This window comes from Comamonas sp. 7D-2 (assembly GCF_022749555.1).
Lineage (GTDB): Bacteria > Pseudomonadota > Gammaproteobacteria > Burkholderiales > Burkholderiaceae_C > Comamonas > Comamonas thiooxydans.
This window is the reverse complement of record NZ_CP094238.1, coordinates 5169797-5189282: the sequence shown is the minus strand read 5'-3', so window position 1 is coordinate 5189282 and position 19486 is coordinate 5169797. Positions and strand designations below refer to the sequence as shown.

16 protein-coding genes are annotated in these 19486 nt (G+C 62.2%); 12 read left to right on the top strand and 4 right to left on the bottom strand.

The window, feature by feature from the left end; genetic code table 11:
* Positions 1–111 precede the first annotated feature (111 nt).
* Positions 112–1158 carry a nuclease-related domain-containing protein gene (locus MPZ60_RS23905; protein ID WP_034350748.1) on the top strand — a complete coding sequence of 349 codons (1047 nt, stop codon included), beginning with the start codon at positions 112–114 and terminating at the stop codon, positions 1156–1158.
* A gap of 52 nt (positions 1159–1210) precedes the next feature.
* Positions 1211–1699 carry an META domain-containing protein gene (locus MPZ60_RS23900; protein ID WP_034351497.1) on the top strand — a complete coding sequence of 163 codons (489 nt, stop codon included), beginning with the start codon at positions 1211–1213 and terminating at the stop codon, positions 1697–1699.
* 3 nt (positions 1700–1702) lie between these two features.
* On the opposite strand, the gene MPZ60_RS23895 is transcribed toward MPZ60_RS23900, so the two are convergent.
* The 3 genes from MPZ60_RS23895 to MPZ60_RS23885 form a co-directional block, all read right to left on the bottom strand.
* Positions 1703–2056, bottom strand: a complete 354-nt coding sequence (locus tag MPZ60_RS23895; protein WP_034350746.1) for a ribbon-helix-helix domain-containing protein — start codon at positions 2054–2056, stop codon at positions 1703–1705.
* Between the two features lie 118 nt (positions 2057–2174).
* Positions 2175–2756 carry a DJ-1/PfpI family protein gene (locus MPZ60_RS23890; RefSeq protein WP_003060496.1) on the bottom strand — a complete coding sequence of 194 codons (582 nt, stop codon included), beginning with the start codon at positions 2754–2756 and terminating at the stop codon, positions 2175–2177.
* Positions 2757–2815: 59 nt separating this feature from the next.
* Positions 2816–4036, bottom strand: a complete 1221-nt coding sequence (locus MPZ60_RS23885; protein WP_034350744.1) for a mechanosensitive ion channel family protein — start codon at positions 4034–4036, stop codon at positions 2816–2818.
* Positions 4037–4404: 368 nt separating this feature from the next.
* Here MPZ60_RS23885 and leuS point away from each other — a divergent pair, with 368 nt between their 5' ends.
* The 3 genes from leuS (at position 4405) to holA (ending at position 8970) form a co-directional block, all read left to right on the top strand.
* Positions 4405–7113: a leucine--tRNA ligase gene (leuS, locus tag MPZ60_RS23880; RefSeq protein WP_034351496.1), complete on the top strand. Its 2709-nt coding sequence runs from the start codon at positions 4405–4407 to the stop codon at positions 7111–7113.
* 164 nt (positions 7114–7277) lie between these two features.
* A complete protein-coding gene (lptE, locus tag MPZ60_RS23875) occupies positions 7278–7790 on the top strand; it encodes an LPS assembly lipoprotein LptE (RefSeq protein WP_034350743.1) in 513 nt (170 codons plus the stop codon).
* A 133-nt stretch (positions 7791–7923) separates the two neighbouring features.
* Entirely contained in the window at positions 7924–8970 is a 1047-nt protein-coding gene (holA, locus tag MPZ60_RS23870) for a DNA polymerase III subunit delta (protein ID WP_034350742.1), read from the top strand.
* Positions 8971–8978: 8 nt separating this feature from the next.
* Here the strand turns inward: holA and MPZ60_RS23865 are convergent, their stop codons facing one another.
* Entirely contained in the window at positions 8979–9287 is a 309-nt protein-coding gene (locus MPZ60_RS23865) for a hypothetical protein (protein ID WP_242881933.1), read from the bottom strand.
* 107 nt (positions 9288–9394) lie between these two features.
* On the opposite strand from MPZ60_RS23865, the gene MPZ60_RS23860 reads away from it, so the two are divergent.
* The 7 genes from MPZ60_RS23860 to gshB all read left to right on the top strand — a co-directional run bounded on the left by MPZ60_RS23860 (position 9395) and on the right by gshB (position 19361).
* Complete coding sequence (locus tag MPZ60_RS23860) at positions 9395–10675, top strand: glutamate-5-semialdehyde dehydrogenase (RefSeq protein WP_034350738.1); 1281 nt, start codon at positions 9395–9397, stop codon at positions 10673–10675.
* 83 nt (positions 10676–10758) lie between these two features.
* Positions 10759–12219, top strand: coding sequence for a Trk system potassium transporter TrkA (trkA, locus tag MPZ60_RS23855; protein ID WP_034350736.1), 1461 nt, complete (start codon positions 10759–10761; stop codon positions 12217–12219).
* 9 nt (positions 12220–12228) lie between these two features.
* On the top strand, positions 12229–13695 hold the full coding sequence (locus tag MPZ60_RS23850) for a TrkH family potassium uptake protein (protein WP_004340449.1): 1467 nt from the start codon (positions 12229–12231) through the stop codon (positions 13693–13695).
* A 78-nt stretch (positions 13696–13773) separates the two neighbouring features.
* Positions 13774–15069, top strand: coding sequence for a glutamate--cysteine ligase (gshA, locus tag MPZ60_RS23845; RefSeq protein WP_004340452.1), 1296 nt, complete (start codon positions 13774–13776; stop codon positions 15067–15069).
* Between the two features lie 79 nt (positions 15070–15148).
* Positions 15149–17017 (top strand): potassium transporter Kup, encoded by a 1869-nt coding sequence (locus MPZ60_RS23840; RefSeq protein ID WP_034350735.1) that lies wholly within the window; start codon positions 15149–15151, stop codon positions 17015–17017.
* Between the two features lie 138 nt (positions 17018–17155).
* On the top strand, positions 17156–18334 hold the full coding sequence (locus MPZ60_RS23835; RefSeq protein WP_034350734.1) for a benzoate/H(+) symporter BenE family transporter: 1179 nt from the start codon (positions 17156–17158) through the stop codon (positions 18332–18334).
* Positions 18335–18413: 79 nt separating this feature from the next.
* On the top strand, positions 18414–19361 hold the full coding sequence (gshB, locus tag MPZ60_RS23830) for a glutathione synthase (protein ID WP_034350733.1): 948 nt from the start codon (positions 18414–18416) through the stop codon (positions 19359–19361).
* Positions 19362–19486 lie beyond the last annotated feature (125 nt).

The following is a 19486-nucleotide window of genomic DNA, read 5'->3' as shown; positions in this document are numbered from 1 at the left end:
TGCGCGCTATGGGAGGGGGCGATGCCTTCGGCTGGGCGCCCCTGCCACGAGGCGGCTCCTGCTTGGCATCTCTGACTTTTGTACGCGCCAGTGTTTGACATGGTGGGATCAATGAATCAGATTCTTTCCACGGCCTTTGATGGCCTGTTTTTGTATCTGGGGCTGGCGCTCGCATTCATGGTGCTGGCGGCCGTGCTGCGCTCGCCGCGCTTCAAGGGCTGGCGCGGCGAGCGGGCCGTGCAGGCAGCGATTCGCCGGCAGCTCGATCCGCTGGTCTATGTGGACATGCACAACGTCACCCTGCCCACGGCGGATGGCGGCAGCACGCAGATCGATCATCTGATCTTTTCGCCCTACGGCCTGTTCGTGCTGGAAACCAAGAACTACCAGGGCTGGATCTTCGGCACCGAAAAGCAGCGCGAATGGACGCAGCAGATCTTCAGAAAGCGCAGCCGCTTCCAGAACCCGCTGCGCCAGAACTACAAGCACATCAAGACCTTGCAGGCGTTGCTGGACATCGCGCCCGAGCATCTGCACTCGGTGATCGCCTTTGTGGGTGACTGCGAGTTCAAGACCGAGATGCCGGCCCATGTCACGCGCGGCCTTGGCTTTGTCGGCCATATCCAGAGCTTTACCCAGCCCGTGTGGAGCCCCGAGCAAATGCAGGCGCTGCTGGACAAGCTCGAAGAACTGCGGCTGCAGCCCGGTCGTGCCACCGACAGGCGGCATGTGGCGCATGTCCGGCAGTTGCACAGCAAGGCGCGCAAACCCAGGCAGGAGCCGGTGGCGGAGGCCGCTGACCAGCTGGTCAGGCCGCCCGCGCCCGAGACGGTGGATGTTCTGCTGGAGCCTGTCATGTCGGCGCCGCCTTCGACAGCGGTCGATAGGGATCTGTCGGCGCAGGTGTCGCCCGCCCAGCCTGCCGTTGCGGCTCCTGCCAGGTTGGCTGACACTGCGGCAGAGGCTGCAGAGTCGGTGCGGCACGGACGGGTCGAGGCTGTGCCGGTCTGCCCGCAATGCGAATGGCCGTTGCGCAGGTTGCTGATGCAGCGCGGGCCGCTGGCGGGGCAGGCCATCTGGCGCTGTACCAATGCGGTGGCCTGCAGCTTTGTGCGCGGTGATCAGGTGCTTGCGCAGGCGTCTGATGCTCCTGAATAATGAGCTGCAAGCGCTTTGTCTGTATGCGTTGAAGGCCGAAAAGGTGTTTGTGATGACTGCTTTCTCGAAGCTGCATACCTTTCTTCGCCCTGCATTGAGCGCACTCTTGCTGTTGGGGAGCCTGGCAGTCGGCGCTGCGGATGCAGGGCCTGCAGCGTCCGAGGGCGAAGCCATGGCTGCCGTGCCGGCACCGCTTCTCGATACCTACTGGAAACTGGTGCAGCTGGGTGACGGCCCGCATGTCAGCGCCTATGACAATCAGCCCGAGCCGCATCTGGTGCTGGAGACCGGCAGCGGCCGTTTTCATGGCGCGGGCGGCTGCAATCGCCTGCGCGGCAACTACAGCCTGGACGGGCGCTGGCTGCGATTTTCAGACGTGGGCGGCACCCGTATGGCCTGTGTGCAGGGCATGCGTCGGGAGCAACTGCTGCTGGCAACCCTGGCTCAGGTCAGCAGCTACGCCGTGCAGGGACAGAAGCTGGTGCTCAGCGATGCCGAGGGGCGTGCGCTGCTGCGACTCGAGGCCGTGTATCTGCGCTGAACCTCAGTGCGTGAGTTGTGGGCTTGAGGACTTGAGTGACGAGGCATTGCCCAGCGAGCGAATCGGTATGCCCATGTCCTGCGGAATCTCGCCCGACAGCTGCAGCGCCAGATAGCGGGTGCAGCAGACGCGCAAAAAAGAGCTGAAGTTGTCCACCGCTCCGCGCTCGGTCAGCAGTTCGTCGTAGAGCTTGGTGCAGAGCTGGGGAACGGTATAGCCGTCCCGCGCGGCAATCTCTTCGAGTACCTGCCAGAACAGGTTTTCCAGCCGGATGCTGGTGGCGACTCCATGCAGCCGGATGGAGCGGGCCCGGTGGGCCCAGAGCTGGGGATCGGCGCTGATAAAGACCTGGCACATGGCGCGACTCTCCAAAACAAAACCGGGCCATGGTGTGGCCCGGCGACTGCTGCGTCAAGAGGTGAACTCTCGAATTAATAGCTTGATACGCTTTATGGGAAAGCGCTGGAGGCCGATTTCAGTGTGAAATTTTCGTGCCCAGCAGCGCGAGAAACTGTGCAATCCAGGCAGGATGGGCAGGCCAGGCCGGAGCGCTGACCAGATTGCCTTCGGTATGGGCCTGATCGACGGGGATGTCGGCGTAGCTGCCCCCGGCCAGTTCCACCTCGGCGCGGCAGGCGGGGTAGGCCGAGCAGGTGCGGCCCTTGAGCACGCCGGCCCCGGCCAGCAGTTGCGCGCCATGGCAGACGGCGGCCACGGGCTTGTTGGTGTCGAAGAAGTGACGTACGGCGGCGCGCACGCTTTCATAGCCGCGCAGATACTCGGGGCCGCGGCCGCCGGGGATGACCAGGGCGTCGTACTGCTCGGGCTTCACATCGGCAAACGTGGCGTTGAGCGTGAAGTTGTGGCCGGGCTTTTCGCTATAGGTCTGCGCGCCTTCAAAGTCGTGGATGGCGGTCTTGATCTGGTCGCCGGCCTTTTTGTCGGGGCAGACCGCGTGCACGGTATGGCCCACTGCCAGCAGGGCCTGGAACGGGACCATGGTTTCATAGTCCTCGCAGTAGTCGCCGCAAATCATCAAAATTTTCTTGCCTGCCATGGTCTGTCTCCTTGTGGTTGGGTCAGGCCATTGTGGGCAGTCAGGGCACGCGGCAGGTATTAACGGGCTACTACATCGGGACGGGCGGGCGGATAGTGGGTGCCATAGTCCGACGAGCGCTGGTACAGCGTCAGCCCGAACTGCGGCAGCACACCGATCAGATGGTCGAAGATTTCGCCCTGTATGCCTTCGTACTCCACCCAGACGGTGGTGTTGGTGTAGCAGAACAGCTGCAGCGGCAGCCCCGTGGGCGATGTCTCCATGGTGCGCACCATGAGGAACATGCCCGGGCCTTTGCCAATGCGCGGATGGCCCATCAGATAGGCGTAGGCATAGGCCTTGAAGGCGGCCAGATTCGTCACCTGGTGGGCGGCGATGGCCTGGGTTGGCATGGCGGCCTCGGCCGCGCCCGGCATGGCCTGCAGGCCGTCGCGCTCGCTCCAGTAGGGTTGCAGCAGCGCGATATGGCCCATGCCTGCGCGTTCCTCGGGCGAGAGCAGATGCACGGTGTTGGCGTCCAGGTTCAGCGAGCGCATGATGCGGCGTCCGCCCGAGTCGAACATGCCGCGCCAGTTCTTGAAGCTGTCCGTCATCAGCCGCCAGGTGGGAATGGTGGTGATGGTCTTGTCCCAGTTTTGCACTTTGACGGTATTGAGCGCGATATCGGTCACAAAGCCGTCGGCGCCGACCTGGGGCATCTCTATCCAGTCGCCCACGCGCAGCATGTCGTTGCTGCCGAGCTGAACGCCGGCGACAAATGAGAGGATGGTGTCCTTGAAGACCAGCATCAGCACGGCCGACATGGCGCCCAGGCCCGAGAGCAGCAGCAGCGGCGAGCGGTCCATCAGCGTGGCCACGATGAGCACCACGGCAAAGCTGCAGACCAGCAGCTTGCCCAGTTGCACATAGCTCTTGATGGAGTGGGTCTGGACGGCGGCCTTGCGTGCCTCGTCGCGTTCATGGGCCTCGTTCGTGGCATTGAGCAGATCGCACAGCGCGCGTGCCAGGTGGTAGAGCGTGAAGGCAACCGCCACATTGGTGATCAGCGTGGTCCAGCGCGGCTCCAGATGCGGCACGCCTTGCACGCCGAACTGCACGATCAGCGAGGGCACGACCTTGGCCAGGCGGCGCAGGACCTTGTCGTGCATGAGGATCTGGGCCCAGCCGGTCCTGAGGGTGTCGCGCATACGGCGAAAGACCTTGAGCCCCAGCCACTGGGTCAGCCAGCCGGCCACAAGAGCGCTCAGGGCCAGGACGCAGAGCGAGGCCAGCATTTGCATGGCGGGATTCCAGTCAGAAACAAAAGACCAGCGGGAAAGCAAGAGCAGCTCCTCAGAAGAATGGACCGGGGCAGGAGCGCAAGTCTGGCAACTTCGGGCAGAAGGCAGGCGATGGCGTCGGGCACGGAAACAGGCCGGTCAGACCGGCAGGCGTGCAAAAAGTTCAGCAATGTGTGAACAACCACTAGCTTACGCAAAGCCGTATTTCCCAGCGTGGTGTGCAGGAAGGCCGCAGGGATGGCGCAGCGGGTTCTGCGGTCATGCGGGGCTAAAACGGCGCAAGCGGTCGGGCAGCCTAAAATCCCTGCTGATTTCAGATTTCTACCTTGCCGGGTCCCAAGTGGGGCTGGCGGCCACTGCACTGCACCATGCAAGAAAAATTCAACCACATCGAGGTCGAGCGCGCCGCGCAAGACCACTGGCAAGCCAAGGACGCCTACCGCGTCACCGAAGACGGCAGCAAGCCCAAGTACTACGCCTGCTCCATGCTGCCCTACCCCAGCGGCAAGCTGCACATGGGCCATGTGCGCAACTACACCATCAACGACATGCTCACGCGTCAGCTGCGCATGAAGGGCTACAACGTCCTCATGCCCATGGGCTGGGACGCCTTCGGCCTGCCTGCCGAGAACGCTGCGCTGAAGAACAAAGTGCCGCCCGCCAAGTGGACGTACGAGAACATCGCGTACATGAAGAAGCAGATGCAGGCCATGGGCCTGGCCATCGACTGGAGCCGCGAGGTCGCCACCTGCGACCCCGAGTACTACAAGTGGAACCAGTGGCTGTTCCTCAAGATGCTGGAAAAAGGCATTGCCTATCGCAAGACCCAGGTGGTGAACTGGGACCCGGTGGATCAGACCGTGCTGGCCAACGAGCAGGTCATCGACGGCCGCGGCTGGCGCACCGGCGCGCTGGTGGAAAAGCGCGAGATTCCCGGCTACTACCTGGGCATCACCAACTACGCCCAGGAGCTGCTGGACCATGTGCAGGTCGGCAACGAGAAGGCCACATTGAATGGCTGGCCCGACAAGGTGCGCCTGATGCAGGAGAACTGGATCGGCAAGTCCGCTGGCGTGCGCTTTGCGTTCACCCATGACATCAAGGGGGCTGACGGCCAACTGATCCAGGACGGCAAGATGTATGTCTTCACCACGCGTGCAGACACCATCATGGGCGTGACCTTCTGCGCCGTGGCGCCTGAGCACCCCCTGGCACAGCAGGCCGCTGCCGACAAGCCCGAACTGGCTGCCTTCATCGAAGAATGCAAAAAGGGTGGCACGACAGAGGCCGAGTTGGCCGTCAAGGAAAAGGAAGGCAAGCCCACGGGCCTGTTCGTCACCCATCCCATCACCGGCGCGCTGGTCGAGGTGTGGATCGGCAATTATGTGCTGATGAGCTATGGCGACGGCGCCGTGATGGGCGTGCCCGCCCACGACGAACGCGACTTCGCCTTTGCCAACAAGTACGGCCTGCCCATCAAGCAGGTGGTGGCCGTGGAAGGCCAGGCCGCTTATGACGACAAGCAGTGGAACGACTGGTATGGCGACAAGGAGCGCGGCGTACTGATCAACTCCGGCGATCTCGACGGTCTGAACCACAAGGATGCGGTGCAGGCCGTGGCCAAGATCGTGGGCGACAAGGGCCTGGGCGAGCTCAAGACCACCTGGCGCCTGCGCGACTGGGGCATCAGCCGTCAGCGCTACTGGGGCACCCCCATCCCCATCATTCATTGCGCCGATTGCGGTCCTCAGCCCGTGCCCGAGAAGGATCTGCCCGTGGTCCTGCCCCAGGATCTGGTGCCTGATGGCTCCGGCAATCCGCTGGTCAAGTCCGAGGCCTTCCACGCAGGCGTGGTCTGCCCCTGCTGCGGCAAGCCTGCCCGCCGTGAAACCGACACCATGGATACCTTCGTGGATTCGTCCTGGTACTTCATGCGCTATTGCGACGCCAAGAACAGCGAGCAGATGGTGGCCGACGGCGCCGATTACTGGATGCCCATGGACCAGTACATCGGCGGCGTGGAACACGCCATCCTGCACCTGCTGTATGCGCGCTTCTGGACCAAGGTCATGCGCGACCTGGGTCTGGTCAAGATCGACGAGCCCTTCACCAAGCTGCTGACCCAGGGCATGGTGCTCAACCACATCTACAGCCGTCGCACGGCCAAGGGCGCCAAGGAATACTTCTGGCCCAAGGATGTGGAGCATGTGTTCGACGACTCCGGCAAGATCATCGGCGCCAAGCTCAAGGTCGAAGTGGACAGCGCCGACGGCCTGCTGCCCGTGGGTACCGCCATCGATTACGAGGGCGTGGGCACCATGTCCAAGTCTAAGAACAACGGCGTGGACCCGCAGGATCTGATCGAGAAGTACGGCGCCGACACCGCACGTCTGTACACCATGTTCACCTCGCCCCCCGAGCTGACGCTGGAGTGGAACGACGCCGCCGTGGAAGGCAGCTATCGCTTCCTGCGCCGCGTCTACAACTTCGGCAGCAAGCTGACAGGCATGGACATGGCTTCCGCGGTGCAGGGCGTGGCCGGCGCCAAGTCGCTGGACGATGTGGAATTCGGCAAGGCGGCAAAGGCCCTGCGTCTGGAAATCCACAACGTGCTCAAGCAGGTCGAGTACGACTACTCGCGCATGCAGTACAACACTGTGGTTTCCGGCGCGATGAAGATGATCAATGCGCTGGAAGACTTCAAGGCCCTGGATGACACCGGTGCCAAGGTGGCGCTGATCGAAGGCTTCGGCATTCTGCTGCGCGTGCTCTACCCCGCTACGCCCCATCTGGCGCATGTGCTGTGGAGCGAACTGGGCTATGCCAACCACCTGGGCGATCTGCTCGATGCCCCCTGGCCGCAGGTCGATCCCAAGGCCCTGGTGCAGGACGAGATCTCGCTGGTGCTGCAGGTCAACGGCAAGCTGCGCGGTGCGATCCTGGTGTCTGCCACTGCCGACAAGGCTGCCATCGAGGCGGCTGCACTGGCCAATGAGGAGTACCAGAAGTTTGCCGAAGGCCGTGCACCCAAGAAGATCATCGTGGTGCCGGGGCGTCTGGTGAATATTGTCGTGTGACCGGAGTCTCCCCCTGAGGCGTTTCGCGCCCAGGCGGCCCCGCCTTCCCCCTCTCTCGCTTCGCGGGAGGGGGACAATACCTTCGCTGCGGGGCGGCTCTTGCTCGGTATTTCTGGAGCAGGAGGCGATGCTCGCAGCAGGGCTTGAAGATTTGAGGACAGTTGATGCAAAAACGTACGCTGCTGGCCGCCATGGCCTTGACGCCTTTGCTGGGGGCCTGCGGCTTTCGCCTGCGCGGTGCGCCGAATTTTGTGTTTCGCTCCATTTATGTGCAGGCGGGGCGTGGTGCGCCCGTGGGCACTTTGCTGCGTCGCAGTCTGGAATCGAGCGGCGATCAATTGACCGTGGTCAAGGACCCGGCATCGCCCGATACCGCCGAGGTGATCTGCCAGATCATCAGCGAGCAGGCCCAGCGCGTGATCATCGGCTCCAACGTGGCTGGCCAGGTGCGTGAAATCGAACTGCGCCTGATCGTGCGCTTCTCGTTGCGCACGCCCGGCGGCGATGAGCTGATCGAGCCGGTCGAGATTCGCCAGATTCGCAACGTGACCTATAACGAAACCAATGCCTTGTCCAAGGCAGTAGAAGAGGAAATGCTGAACAAGGACATGCGCAACGACATCGTGCAGCAGATCATTCGCCGTCTGGCTGCGGTCAAGAGCCTGCAGGTGTCATAAGCCATTGCCTGAGTTGCTGCGCGGCGGTCCCGGGCGGAGGCCGCGAGTCGCCGGCGATGCGCCGGTGAATCTGATAGCTGCTGACGCTTGAATTCAGGGCGTTTCAGATACTTTTTATAGAAAACTTTTCTCCATGCAGCTTGCGCTGAACCAGCTTCCCTCCCATCTGGCCAAGGGCTTGCGCTCGCTCTATGTGCTGCATGGCGATGAGCCCTTGCAGCAGCAGGAAGCGGCCGACGCGATTCGTGCAGCGGCGCGTGCTCAGGGCTATACCGAGCGCAGCAGCTATACCGTCATGGGCGCGCACTTTGACTGGAGCGGCGTGCTGGCGGCCGGCGGCAGCCTGAGCCTGTTTGCGGACAAGCAGATTCTCGAAATTCGTATTCCCAGCGGCAAACCCGGCAAGGATGGTAGTGCTGCGCTGCAGCAGCTGGCCAGCAGCGCCCAGGGCAACGACAGCACGCTGACCCTGATCAGTCTGCCGCGCCTGGACAAGGCCACCAGGACCGGGGCCTGGTTTGGGGCGCTGGACGGCAACGGTGTCTCCATCCAGGTCGACCCGGTGGAGCGCGGTGCGCTGCCGCATTGGATTGCCCAGCGTCTGGCGCTGCAGAACCAGCGCGTGGCGGCCGGGGAAGAAGGCCAGCGCACGCTGCAGTTCTTTGCCGACCGAGTGGAAGGCAATCTGCTGGCCGCGCACCAGGAAATTCAGAAACTGGCCCTGCTGCACCCCGAGGGCGAGCTGAGTCTGGCGCAGGTGGAGCAGGCCGTGCTCAATGTGGCGCGCTACGACGTGTTCAAGCTGTCCGAGGCCGTGCTATCGGGCCAGGTGGCGCGCAGCATGCGCATGCTGGATGGCCTGCAGGCCGAAGGCGAGGCCGAGGTGCTGGTGCATTGGGCGCTGGCCGAGGACATTCGAAACATCAAGCGGGTCAAGGACGCCATGGCGGGCGGCAAGCCCCTGCCCATGGCGCTGCGCGAGAACCGCATCTGGGGCCCCAAGGAGAGGCTGATGGAGCGGCTGCTGCCGCGTGTCAGCGATGCACGTGCGGCCGAACTGCTCCAGGCTACCCATGCCGTGGACGGAATTGTCAAAGGCCTGCCCAGCGCGGGCTGGCCACGCGACAGCTGGCAGGCCCTGCGGCAGCTGGCCATGCAGCTGGCCCAGGCCGGGCGCTGATTTGCGGCTCAGTCGGGATTGGCAGTGAGCTGGGCTTGGGCCTTGTCGGCCCATAGGCGAAGATTGTCCAGCAGGTCCTTCTGGCTGAAGGAGCAGCTTTCCTCGGTGAACAGCGCGCTGGATTCGAGCTGGTCCAGCAGATTGAGCAGCACCTCGCCATAGCGTGGCGGCAGTGCCGCAAGCAATGTGGTCGCGGCGCGTGCCTGCTGGCCGAGGGCGCTGGCGCTGATCTGTGAGCGGGCGAGCTGCTCGAATCCGCTGCGCAGCTGCTGGAGCTGGCGGGCGCTTTCCTGCAGCGCTGTGGTGTTGTGGCTCATAAGTCTCCTTGCGATTCAGAGGCCGAGTGTAGGTGTCAGCAGGGCCATAAACCCCCTCATGGTCGGGCTTGTCTGCGCAACTTGCTTATCTCGGCGAAAATCACGCCATGAACGCGCTCAATACCGTCGAATACATGCACAACCTCGGTGTACAGGCAAAAGCCGCCTCTGCACTGATGGCGCGTGCGTCTGCAGCTACTAAAAACAAAGCACTCAAGGCGCTGGCCCGTCTGCTTCGCGAGAACGTCGAGCCGCTGCAGATCGACAATGCCCGCGACCTGGAGCGTGCCGTGGCCAATGGCCTGTCGGCGCCCATGGTCGACAGGCTGCGACTGACGCCCAAGGTGCTGGAGACCTGCGCCGAAGGCTGCGAGCAGCTGGCTGCCATGCCCGATGTGATCGGCGAGATCAGCGGCCTCAAGCAAATGCCCAGCGGTATCCGCGTGGGCCAGATGCGTGTGCCCCTGGGCGTGTTCGGCATGATTTATGAAAGCCGCCCGAATGTGACCATCGAAGCGGCCAGCCTCTCGATCAAGAGCGGCAATGCCTGCATTTTGCGCGGTGGCTCGGAGGCGATCGACTCGAACAAGGCGCTGGCCAGGCTGGTGGCCCAGGCGCTGGCCGAGGCCGGTCTGCCTGAAGACGGCGTCAAGCTGGTGGAGACCACCGACCGTGACGCCGTGGGTCAACTCATCGCCATGCCCGACTATGTGGACGTCATCATCCCCCGTGGCGGCAAGGGCCTGATCGAGCGCATCAGCCGCGAGGCCAAGGTGCCCGTCATCAAGCATCTGGATGGCAATTGCCACACCTATGTGGATGATCCCTGCGACATCGCCATGGCCGTGAAGGTGGCCGACAACGCCAAGACCAACAAGTACAGCCCCTGCAACGCCAGCGAAAGCCTGCTGGTGGCACGCGCCGTGGCTGCAGACTTCCTGCCCAGGATCGGTGTCGTCTATGCTGCCAAGGGCGTGGAGATGCGCTGCGATGCCGAGGCCCTGGCTATTTTGCAGACTGTCAAGGATGCCAAGCTGGCCGAGGCAGTGGAGCAGGACTGGTACGAGGAATATCTGGCCCCCATCATCAGCGTGAAGCTGGTGGACGGTGTGGACGAGGCCATTGCACACATCAACAAGTACTCCAGCCACCATACGGAGTCGATTCTGACCACCAATCACCTGCATGCGCAGAAATTCCTGCGCGAGGTCGATTCGGCCAGCGTCATGGTCAATACCAGCACCCGCTTTGCCGATGGCTTCGAGTTCGGACTCGGCGCCGAGATCGGCATCAGCACCGACAAGTTCCATGCGCGTGGTCCGGTGGGCATAGAGGGCTTGACTTCGCTCAAATACGTGGTCTTGGGCGACGGCGAAGTCCGCTCCTGAAATCCGTCTTCCGGAGAGGCTGCAGGCGCGGTCTTTTCCGGATATGACTCAATGCCGCAGCTTGGATCCCTTTCCATAACACCATGAAAATCATTATTCTGGGTGCCGGGCGCGTAGGCCAGAGTGTGGCCGAAAGTCTGGTGTCCGAGCAAAACGGAATCACCGTCATCGACACGGATGCGCGAGCATTGCGTGAGCTGGAATCTCGCTTCGACCTGCGCGGTGTGGTTGGCAACGGCATCGATCCCCAGGTCCTGGCCGAGGCCGGCGCCAAGGATACCGACCTGCTGATCGCCTGCGCCTCCATGGACGAGACCAACCTGGTCTGCTGCAAGATTGCCCAGGCCGTGTTCGATATTCCCACCCGCATTGCGCGGGTGCGCTCGTCCAGCTTTGCGGTGGATGACCCGGTGCTGGGCAAGGAGGGTTTTGCGGTCGATCGCATCATCTGTCCCGAGGAATCGGTCACCCATTACATCCGCAAGCTCATCGAATACCCGGAAGCCATGCAGGTGCGCGCATTTGCGGGCGGTCGGGCCGCATTGGCCTCGGTGCGCGCGCGCGCCGGCGCGCCAGCTGTGGGCCTGCAGATTGCCCAGGTGCGCGAGCGCATGCCCGAGCTGGCCATGCGCATCGTGGCGATCTACCGCCGTTTCATGGACGAGCCAGACCGGTTTGTGCGCTGCGACGGGGCCACGCGCATAGAGCCCGGCGACGAGGTCTTCATGCTGGCAGCGACCGAGCATGTGTCCGAGGCTCTCAAGGCCATCAATCTGCCCGAAGGCCGCCCGAGCCGGCCAGTGTTCCGCATCATGATTGCGGGCGGAGGTCAGGTCAGCCTGCGGCTGGCCAGGAAGCTGGCGCAGACGCCCGGGCGCTTTCACGTCAAGATCATCGAGTCCAGCGCCCAGCAATGTCTGAGCCTGTCGTCGGCGCTGCCTGCCGAAGTGCTGGTGCTGGAGGGTGATGCCACCGATGAGGCGCTGCTGGAGGAAGAGGGCATCGAGGAGGTGGATCTGTTCCTCGCGCTGACGGACGACGACGAGGACAACATCATGTCCAGCCTGCTGGCCAAGCGCATGGGCGCGCGCCGCGTGCTGTCGTTGATCAATCGCCGCGCCTATGCTGACCTGATGCACGGCACGCAGATCGATATTGCGCTGTCGCCGGCGCAGGCCATGCTGGGCGAGTTCCTTGCTTACGTGCGCCGCGGCGATGTGCAGGCCGTGCACAGCCTGCGCCGCGGCGTTGCCGAGGCACTGGAGATCGTGGCGCGGGGCGACCGCAAAAGTTCGCGTGTGGTGGGGCGCAAGGTGGAAGAGCTGCGCCTGCCCGAGGAAGTGCATATCGGTCTCATCGTACGCGGCATTCCAGAAGGCAAGACCTGCGAGGAAGTGGCGGGCACGGCATTGGAGACCGAGGTCATCATTCCGCGCAGCCATACCGTAATCGAATCCGGCGACCATGTGGTGTTCTTTCTGCCCAACAAGCGACTGGTGCGCAACGTGGAAAACCTGTTCCGCGTCAGCGCCACCTTTTTCTAAGCTGCACACATGAAAGACCTGCTTCCTGTCCTGCGTGTGCTGGGCATGCTGATGATCATGTTTGCCGGCGCCATGCTGCTGCCCTTTGGCATCTCCTGGTTCACGCAGGATGGCATCTGGCGCATCTATCCCTGGTCGATCGGACTGACGGTAGGCGTGGGCCTGCTGCTGTGGGGGGGGCTGCACCGTCACAAGCAGGATCTGCAACCGCGCCATGGCGTGATTCTGGTGACCCTGGTCTGGGTAGTGCTGCCGCTGTGTGCCATGGTGCCGCTGATGATGGGGCTGAACCGGGTGGGCATTTCCATCAGTCTCACCCATGCCTACTTCGAGGCCGTATCGGGCCTGACGACGACTGGGGCCACGGTGCTCAGCGGTCTGGATCAGTTGCCGGTGTCCATCAATGTCTGGCGTACCTTCATGCAATGGATGGGGGGTATGGGGATTCTGATTCTGGCCGTGGCCGTGTTGCCACTGCTGGGTGTCGGCGGTGCTCAGCTTTTCAGAGCGGAAGCTGCAGGTCCCGTCAAGGACACCAAGCTCACGCCGCGTATTACCGAGACGGCCAAAGGCCTGTGGGGTGTGTACGCGCTGTTCTCCATTGGCTGTTTTCTGACCTTCTGGGCCTGCGGCATGCAGCCGCTGGATGCGCTGATGCATATGTTCGCCACGGTGAGCCTGGGCGGGCTGTCGTCGCACGATGCCAGCTTTGCCTATTTCAACTCGCCGCTGCTGGAGGCCGCGGCCTTGCTGTTCATGTTGCTGGCAAGTTGCAACTTTGCGCTGTACTTCGTGGCCATGCGCAAGGGGCGTATCGATAGTTTCATGCGCGACCCCGAAATGCGCGCCACGATCGGCGTGTTGCTGGGCTCGGGCCTGCTGGTGGCGCTGCTGCTCTGGGTCAAGGGGGTCTATGGGCCGCTCGATGCCTTGCGCAACGGCATGTTCCACACGGTCTCGGTCGCCACGACCACCGGCTTTTCCACCACGGACTATCTGTCCTGGCCGGTGTTCATTCCTGTTTTGCTGTTGCTGTTGTCGGGGGTGGCCACCAGCGCAGGCTCGACCGGCGGCGGCATCAAGATGGTGCGCATGCTGATTCTGGTCAAGCAGGCCAGGCGCGAGATGACACGTCTGGTGCACCCGCGCGCCGTGCAGCCGGTGCGGCTGGGCGATGCGGTGGTAGATAACCCGATGATTTTTTCGGTGCTGGCCTACATGCTGGTTTACGGTGCCACCGTCATTGTGCTGAGCATGGTGCTGCTGCTGACCGATCTCGACCCTCTGACCGCGTTCTCTGCCGTGCTGGCCAGCGTGCACTGCATGGGACCGGGACTGGGCGCGGTTGGCCCATCATCCAACTACACGGTGTTGACGGATTTCCAGATCTGGGTGTGTACTCTGGGCATGCTGTTGGGGCGGCTCGAGATACTGAGTTTCATGGCTTTGCTGTCACCGGCGTTCTGGCGTCGTTGAAACAAAGACTGGGGAAAACACCTATCTCATGCTTCAATCTCTACAATTGCCCCCCACCATCGTCTCCTGAGGGTATTTATGGTTCCACATCTCGTCACGGCTTTGACCGGCCCCATTAACGAACTTGAGCAGCGCATTCTTGACTCCATGCCTGCCATTGAGCGTTGGTTCCGCCTGGAATGGATGGAGCACACGCCGCCGTTCTACTGTTCGGTGGATATTCGTAATGCGGGTTTCAAGCTGGCACCGGTGGATACCAACCTGTTTCCAGGCGGCTGGAACAACCTGACCGATGAAATGTTGCCACTGGCTGTCCAGGCTGCGATGGCTGCCATCGAAAAGATATGCCCCGAGGCGCGCAATCTGCTCATCATTCCCGAGAACCACACGCGCAACACCCACTATCTGGCCAGCGTGCTGCAGCTCAAGCGCATCTTCAGCATGGCGGGTCTCAATGTGCGCATCGGCTCCATCAGCCCCGAGATCAAGAAGACGCTGTCCATCACGCTGCCCCTGGGCGACGAGATCAAGCTGGAGCCGGTGATCCGCAGCAAGCGCCGTCTGGGCCTCAAGGATTTCGACCCCTGCACCATTTTGCTCAACAACGACCTCTCCACCGGCGTGCCCGGCATTATCGAGGAGCTGTACGAGCAATACCTGCTGCCGCCGCTGCATGCAGGCTGGAATGTGCGCCGCAAGAGCCGTCACTTCCAGAGCTACGAGGAAGTCGGCAAGCGCTTCGGCAAGCTGCTGGGCATCGACCCCTGGCTGATCAACCCCTTGTTCGGTCATGTGGAGAACATCGACTTTGCCGAAGGCACTGGCATGGAGGCCCTGGCCGAGCAGGTGGACGTGATCCTCTCCAAGGTGCGCCGCAAGTACAAGGAATACGGCATCAAGGAAAAGCCGTTTGCCGTGGTCAAGGCCGACAACGGCACTTATGGCATGGGCGTGATGACCGTGCGCGACGCCAAGGAGCTGGCTGCGCTGCCGCGCAAGAGCCGCAACAAGATGGGCGTCATCAAGGACGGCCAGACCGTGCATGACGTCATCGTGCAGGAGGGCGTGCTGACCTATGAGCGCATGCACAACGCCGTGGCCGAGCCCGTGGTCTACATGATGGATCGCTATGTGGTGGGCGGTTTCTACCGCATGCACCCCGAGCGCGGCGAGGACGAGAACCTCAATGCTCCCGGTGCGGGCTACGTGCCGCTGGCTTTCCAGCAGAGCAACCACCTGCCTCAGGCCAGCGCACGTCCGGGCGCCAGCGCACCCAACCGCTTCTATATGTATGGCGTGATAGCACGTTTGGCCATGTTGGCGGCCAGCTACGAGTTGGAAGCCACTAATCCCGACGCAGAAATTTACGACTGATTTCGCAGGCGCTGAGGACAGCGCACAATGCCGACAAATTGATCACTTGGTGACTGCCTTACGAGTCGCTTCCTGAACCGTGCAAAATTCGAAATCCTCGCTAGGCGCCCTGACCCTGGGCGCGATCGGTGTCGTCTACGGAGACATCGGAACCAGTGTTTTGTACTCGGTCAAGGAGGTTTTCGGCTCAGGCTATGTGCCGTTCACGCCGGCCAACGTCTATGGCGTGCTATCGGTACTGTTCTGGACGCTCACGGTCATCGTCTCCCTCAAGTACGTGACCCTGGTGCTGCGCGCCGACAACAACGGCGAGGGCGGGCTGGTGGCCATGCTGGCCCTGGCCTCGCAGACGGTCAAGGACAGGCCGCGACTGTCCAGCACGTTGTTTCTGGTGGGTATGTTCGGCACCTCGCTTTTCTATGGCGATGGCGTTATCACTCCGGCGATTTCCGTGCTCTCGGCGGTCGAGGGCCTGGAGGTCATCTCGCCACATTTCACCAAGGCCGTGATTCCGCTGACGCTGGTGATTCTGTTTCTGCTGTTCTTCGTGCAAAAGCGCGGCACTGCAGGCATAGGCAAGTTCTTTGGCCCTGTCACCGTGACCTGGTTTGCCTGTATCGCCCTGCTGGGTGTGCACCAGATCATGGGGCATCCGGAAATCCTGGCGGCACTCAGCCCGCATTACGCGGTCCGCTTCATCTGGAACAGCCCGGGCATCAGCTTCATCATTCTGGGTTCGGTCGTGCTCTGTGTGACCGGTGCCGAGGCTCTGTATGCCGATCTCGGGCACTTCGGCAAGAAGCCGATCCGCCTGGCCTGGTTCAGCGTTGCCATGCCGGCGCTGACCTTGAATTACTTCGGTCAGGGCGCTTTGCTGCTGGCCAATCCCGAGGCAGTCAAGAACCCGTTTTTCATGATGGCGCCCAGCTGGGCGCTGCTGCCGCTGGTCATCATGGCCACCATGGCCACGGTGATCGCCTCGCAGGCGCTGATCACGGGGGCCTTCAGCGTGACGCGTCAGGTCATTCAGCTGGGCTACTTCCCTCGCTTTGAAGTACGCCACACCAGTGTGAAGGAGACTGGCCAGATCTATATGCCTCTGGTCAACTGGGGTCTGTTTGTGGCGATTGCGCTGGCTGTTCTGCTGTTTCGCAATAGCGGCAATCTGGCGGCGGCCTACGGTATTGCGGTGACGCTGGACATGCTGATCACCACCATGCTGACCTTCTTTGTCATCCGCTATCGCTGGAACTATTCGCTGGCCTTGTGCCTGCTGGCGACGGGCTTCTTCTTCGTGGTGGATCTGGCTTTCTTCGCCTCGAATCTGCTCAAGCTGTTTGAAGGCGGCTGGTTCCCGCTGCTGATCGGTGGCACGGTCTTTACCCTGATGATGACCTGGCGCCGAGGGCGCGAGCTGCTGCATCAGAAGTTGCAGGCGGATGCGCTGGATCTGCGTCAGTTTCTGGAATCCACCTGGCGTCATCCGCCCACGCGCGTGCCCGGCACGGCGGTTTTCCTCTCGGGGGAGCCCGGCACCGTGCCGCATGCGCTTCTCCATAACCTCAAGCACAACAAAGTGCTGCATGAGCGCAATCTCTTTGTGACCGTACGCAACCACGAAGTGCCCTGGGTCGGGATGGACAAGCGGGTGGAGTCCGAGTCGCTGGGCGGCGACTGCTGGGAAGTCATCATCCACTACGGCTTCAAGAACGAGCCCGATGTGCCTGCGGCGCTGGCGCAGCTGCGTACCCAGGGCTGCAAGCTGGACTCCATGTCCACCAGCTATTTCCTTTCGCGTGATGTGATCATCCCGCGCATGAACAACTCCATGGCGCACTGGCGCGAAAAGCTGTTCGCGCAGATGCACAAGAACGCGAGCCGGGTTGCTGATTTCCTGCACCTCCCGAGCAACTCGGTGGTGGAGCTGGGCTCCAAGATCGAGCTGTAAATACTTTGAGTCAAATAGGCCTTTGGCTCTTTATCAGCAAGCGCTGATAGCTATTGATTTTGATGTGATGATGGGCTTCGTCATTCGCGCTTACGCGGAGTGCATCATTTTGGGTGGTGCTGGTGCCAGAATGCACGGATGCGCTTTTTCAAAGACTTGAGTCCTGCCGCCGTGGCCGCAGGCTTTGTGGCCGTGCTTGTGGGCTTTACCAGCTCGGTAGCCCTGGTGTTTCAGGCGGCGCAGGCGTTTCATGCCACGCCTGAGCAGATTACTTCCTGGATCTGGGCACTGGGTCTGGGCATGGGTCTGTGTTCGCTGCTCCCGTCGCTGATTCTGCGCATGCCAGTCATGGTGGCCTGGTCCACCCCAGGGGCGGCGGTGCTGGCGACCGCCGGGCTGGCGGGTGGTTTCTCCATGGGGGAGGCGATCGGTGCCTTTATTGTCAGCGCGGCACTCATCATTCTGGTGGGGGTGACCGGCTGGTTCGAGCGCATCATGAACCGCATCCCCATGGAAATTGCGTCGGCCCTGCTGGCCGGCGTGCTGGCCAAGTTCGGCATGCAGGCTTTCTCTGCGGCCGAAACCAATCTGTCCCTGGTGCTGGTCATGCTGCTTGCCTATCTGCTTTCGCGGCGTATGGCGCCTCGCTATGCGGTCATCATCACCCTGCTGGCCGGAACCGCCTGGGCGGCGCTGAGCGGGCAGATGCAGTGGTCGGCTGTGCATGGCGGGCTGGCCATGCCGGTCTATACGGCTCCCGAGTTCTCGCTGCAGGCGCTCATCAGCCTGGCGTTGCCCCTGTTTGTCGTGACCATGGCTTCGCAGAATCTGCCGGGCGTGGCGGTGATACGCGCCACGGGCTATCCGATACCGGTGTCCAAGGTCATCAGCATGACCGGCGTGGCGACCTTGCTGCTGGCACCGTTTGGCGGCTATGCCCTCAACCTCAGCGCCATCACGGCGGCGATCTGCATGGGAGACGAGGCGCATGAGGACAGGGACAAGCGCTATACCGCCGCTGCTGTGTGCGGACTGCTATATATTTTGATAGGTGTCTTTGGTGCGGTGGTCACGGGCCTGCTGACGGCCTTTCCCAAGGAGCTGGTGGCCTGCATCGCCGGACTGGCCCTGCTGGGCTCCATAGGCGGCGGCATGGCGACGGCCTTCAAGGAGGAAAAGCACCGAGAGGCAGCGCTCATCACCTTTCTGGTCACGCTCAGCGGCGTCGTCATCGCAGGGGTGGGCTCGGCCTTCTGGGGCGTGGTCGCTGGAAGCCTGGCCTTGCTTGTCCAGAGCCTGCGTGCGCGCAGGACCTGAGTATCTGCCGTCATATTGTGGTGTTTTGCCCGGCTGGGCATGATGCCGGTATCTACCTCTACCGCTAGAGTTTTTCACCATGCAAATACTGTTTGTTGCCGATCCGCTGGAATCCTTTGTCATCTACAAGGACTCCACCTTTGCCATGATGCGTGAGGCTCAACGCCGAGGACACCAGATCGTGGCCTGCGAGCCCCGCCATATCTCCTGGCAAAGCGGCGGCAAGGTCATGGCGCAGGTGCGTCACATCAGCCTGACCGGGGAACAAGACCGCTGGTTTGAGGAGACGCGAAGCGCTTTGACGGCACTGGCAGATTTTGATGCCATCGTCATGCGCAAGGATCCGCCCTTCGATTCCGAGTTCTTCTACGCCACGCACATGCTCGGTCAGGCCGAGCGTGAGGGCGCCAAGGTCTTCAACAAACCCAGCGCACTGCGCGAGCATCCCGAAAAGCTCGCCATCATGGAGTTTGCACAGTTCATCTCGCCCACCCTGGTCACGCGCAGCGCCCAGGACATCCGTGCTTTTCATGCAGAGCACAAGGACATCATCCTCAAGCCGCTGGACGGCATGGGCGGCATGGGCATCTTCCGGGTTGGCGAAGACGGCCGCAATCTCGGCAGCATCATCGAAACCCTGAATCAGGGCGGCTCCACCAGCGTCATGGTGCAGAAATTCCTGCCCGACATCGTTCATGGCGACAAGCGGGTGCTCATCATCGGCGGCAAGCCCGTGCCGTTCTGCCTGGCACGCATTCCGCAGGGCAATGAGGTGCGTGGCAATCTGGCGGCTGGCGGCAAGGGGGTTGCCCAGCCATTGGTGCAGCAGGACAAGGCAATTGCCGAGTTCATTGGGGAGCGTTTGGTGCAGCGTGGCCTGCTATTGATCGGACTGGATGTGATTGGTCACAACGTCACCGAGATCAATGTGACCAGTCCCACCTGCTTCCAGGAGATCTTTGATCAGACCGGCTGCGATGTGGCAGCACTGTTTGTTGATGCATTGGAGCAGGCAGCTAGCGCCTGAGAAGCGACAAAGAACCCCGGCAGGCAGGGCCTGCCGGGGTTCTTTGTCTGGATGTCCGTGTGGATGTTGCCTGGCCTGCCAAAATCTGTGTACAATGCAAGGCTTCACTGAGCGAAATGCAAATT

What these genes read in the sequence shown, in the direction of transcription:
- MPZ60_RS23885 (WP_034350744.1), bottom strand. Translation starts at nt 4,036, where the DNA reads ATGCAAATGCTGGCCTCGCTCTGCGTCCTGGCCCTGAGCGCTCTTGTG.
- holA (WP_034350742.1), top strand. Translation starts at nt 7,924, where the DNA reads ATGCAGCTTGCGCTGAACCAGCTTCCCTCCCATCTGGCCAAGGGCTTG.
- MPZ60_RS23890 (WP_003060496.1), bottom strand. Translation starts at nt 2,756, where the DNA reads ATGGCAGGCAAGAAAATTTTGATGATTTGCGGCGACTACTGCGAGGAC.
- MPZ60_RS23860 (WP_034350738.1), top strand. Translation starts at nt 9,395, where the DNA reads ATGAACGCGCTCAATACCGTCGAATACATGCACAACCTCGGTGTACAG.
- gshA (WP_004340452.1), top strand. Translation starts at nt 13,774, where the DNA reads ATGGTTCCACATCTCGTCACGGCTTTGACCGGCCCCATTAACGAACTT.
- lptE (WP_034350743.1), top strand. Translation starts at nt 7,278, where the DNA reads ATGCAAAAACGTACGCTGCTGGCCGCCATGGCCTTGACGCCTTTGCTG.
- MPZ60_RS23850 (WP_004340449.1), top strand. Translation starts at nt 12,229, where the DNA reads ATGAAAGACCTGCTTCCTGTCCTGCGTGTGCTGGGCATGCTGATGATC.
- MPZ60_RS23835 (WP_034350734.1), top strand. Translation starts at nt 17,156, where the DNA reads ATGCGCTTTTTCAAAGACTTGAGTCCTGCCGCCGTGGCCGCAGGCTTT.
- MPZ60_RS23905 (WP_034350748.1), top strand. Translation starts at nt 112, where the DNA reads ATGAATCAGATTCTTTCCACGGCCTTTGATGGCCTGTTTTTGTATCTG.
- MPZ60_RS23895 (WP_034350746.1), bottom strand. Translation starts at nt 2,056, where the DNA reads ATGTGCCAGGTCTTTATCAGCGCCGATCCCCAGCTCTGGGCCCACCGG.
- MPZ60_RS23900 (WP_034351497.1), top strand. Translation starts at nt 1,211, where the DNA reads ATGACTGCTTTCTCGAAGCTGCATACCTTTCTTCGCCCTGCATTGAGC.
- leuS (WP_034351496.1), top strand. Translation starts at nt 4,405, where the DNA reads ATGCAAGAAAAATTCAACCACATCGAGGTCGAGCGCGCCGCGCAAGAC.
- trkA (WP_034350736.1), top strand. Translation starts at nt 10,759, where the DNA reads ATGAAAATCATTATTCTGGGTGCCGGGCGCGTAGGCCAGAGTGTGGCC.
- gshB (WP_034350733.1), top strand. Translation starts at nt 18,414, where the DNA reads ATGCAAATACTGTTTGTTGCCGATCCGCTGGAATCCTTTGTCATCTAC.
- MPZ60_RS23865 (WP_242881933.1), bottom strand. Translation starts at nt 9,287, where the DNA reads ATGAGCCACAACACCACAGCGCTGCAGGAAAGCGCCCGCCAGCTCCAG.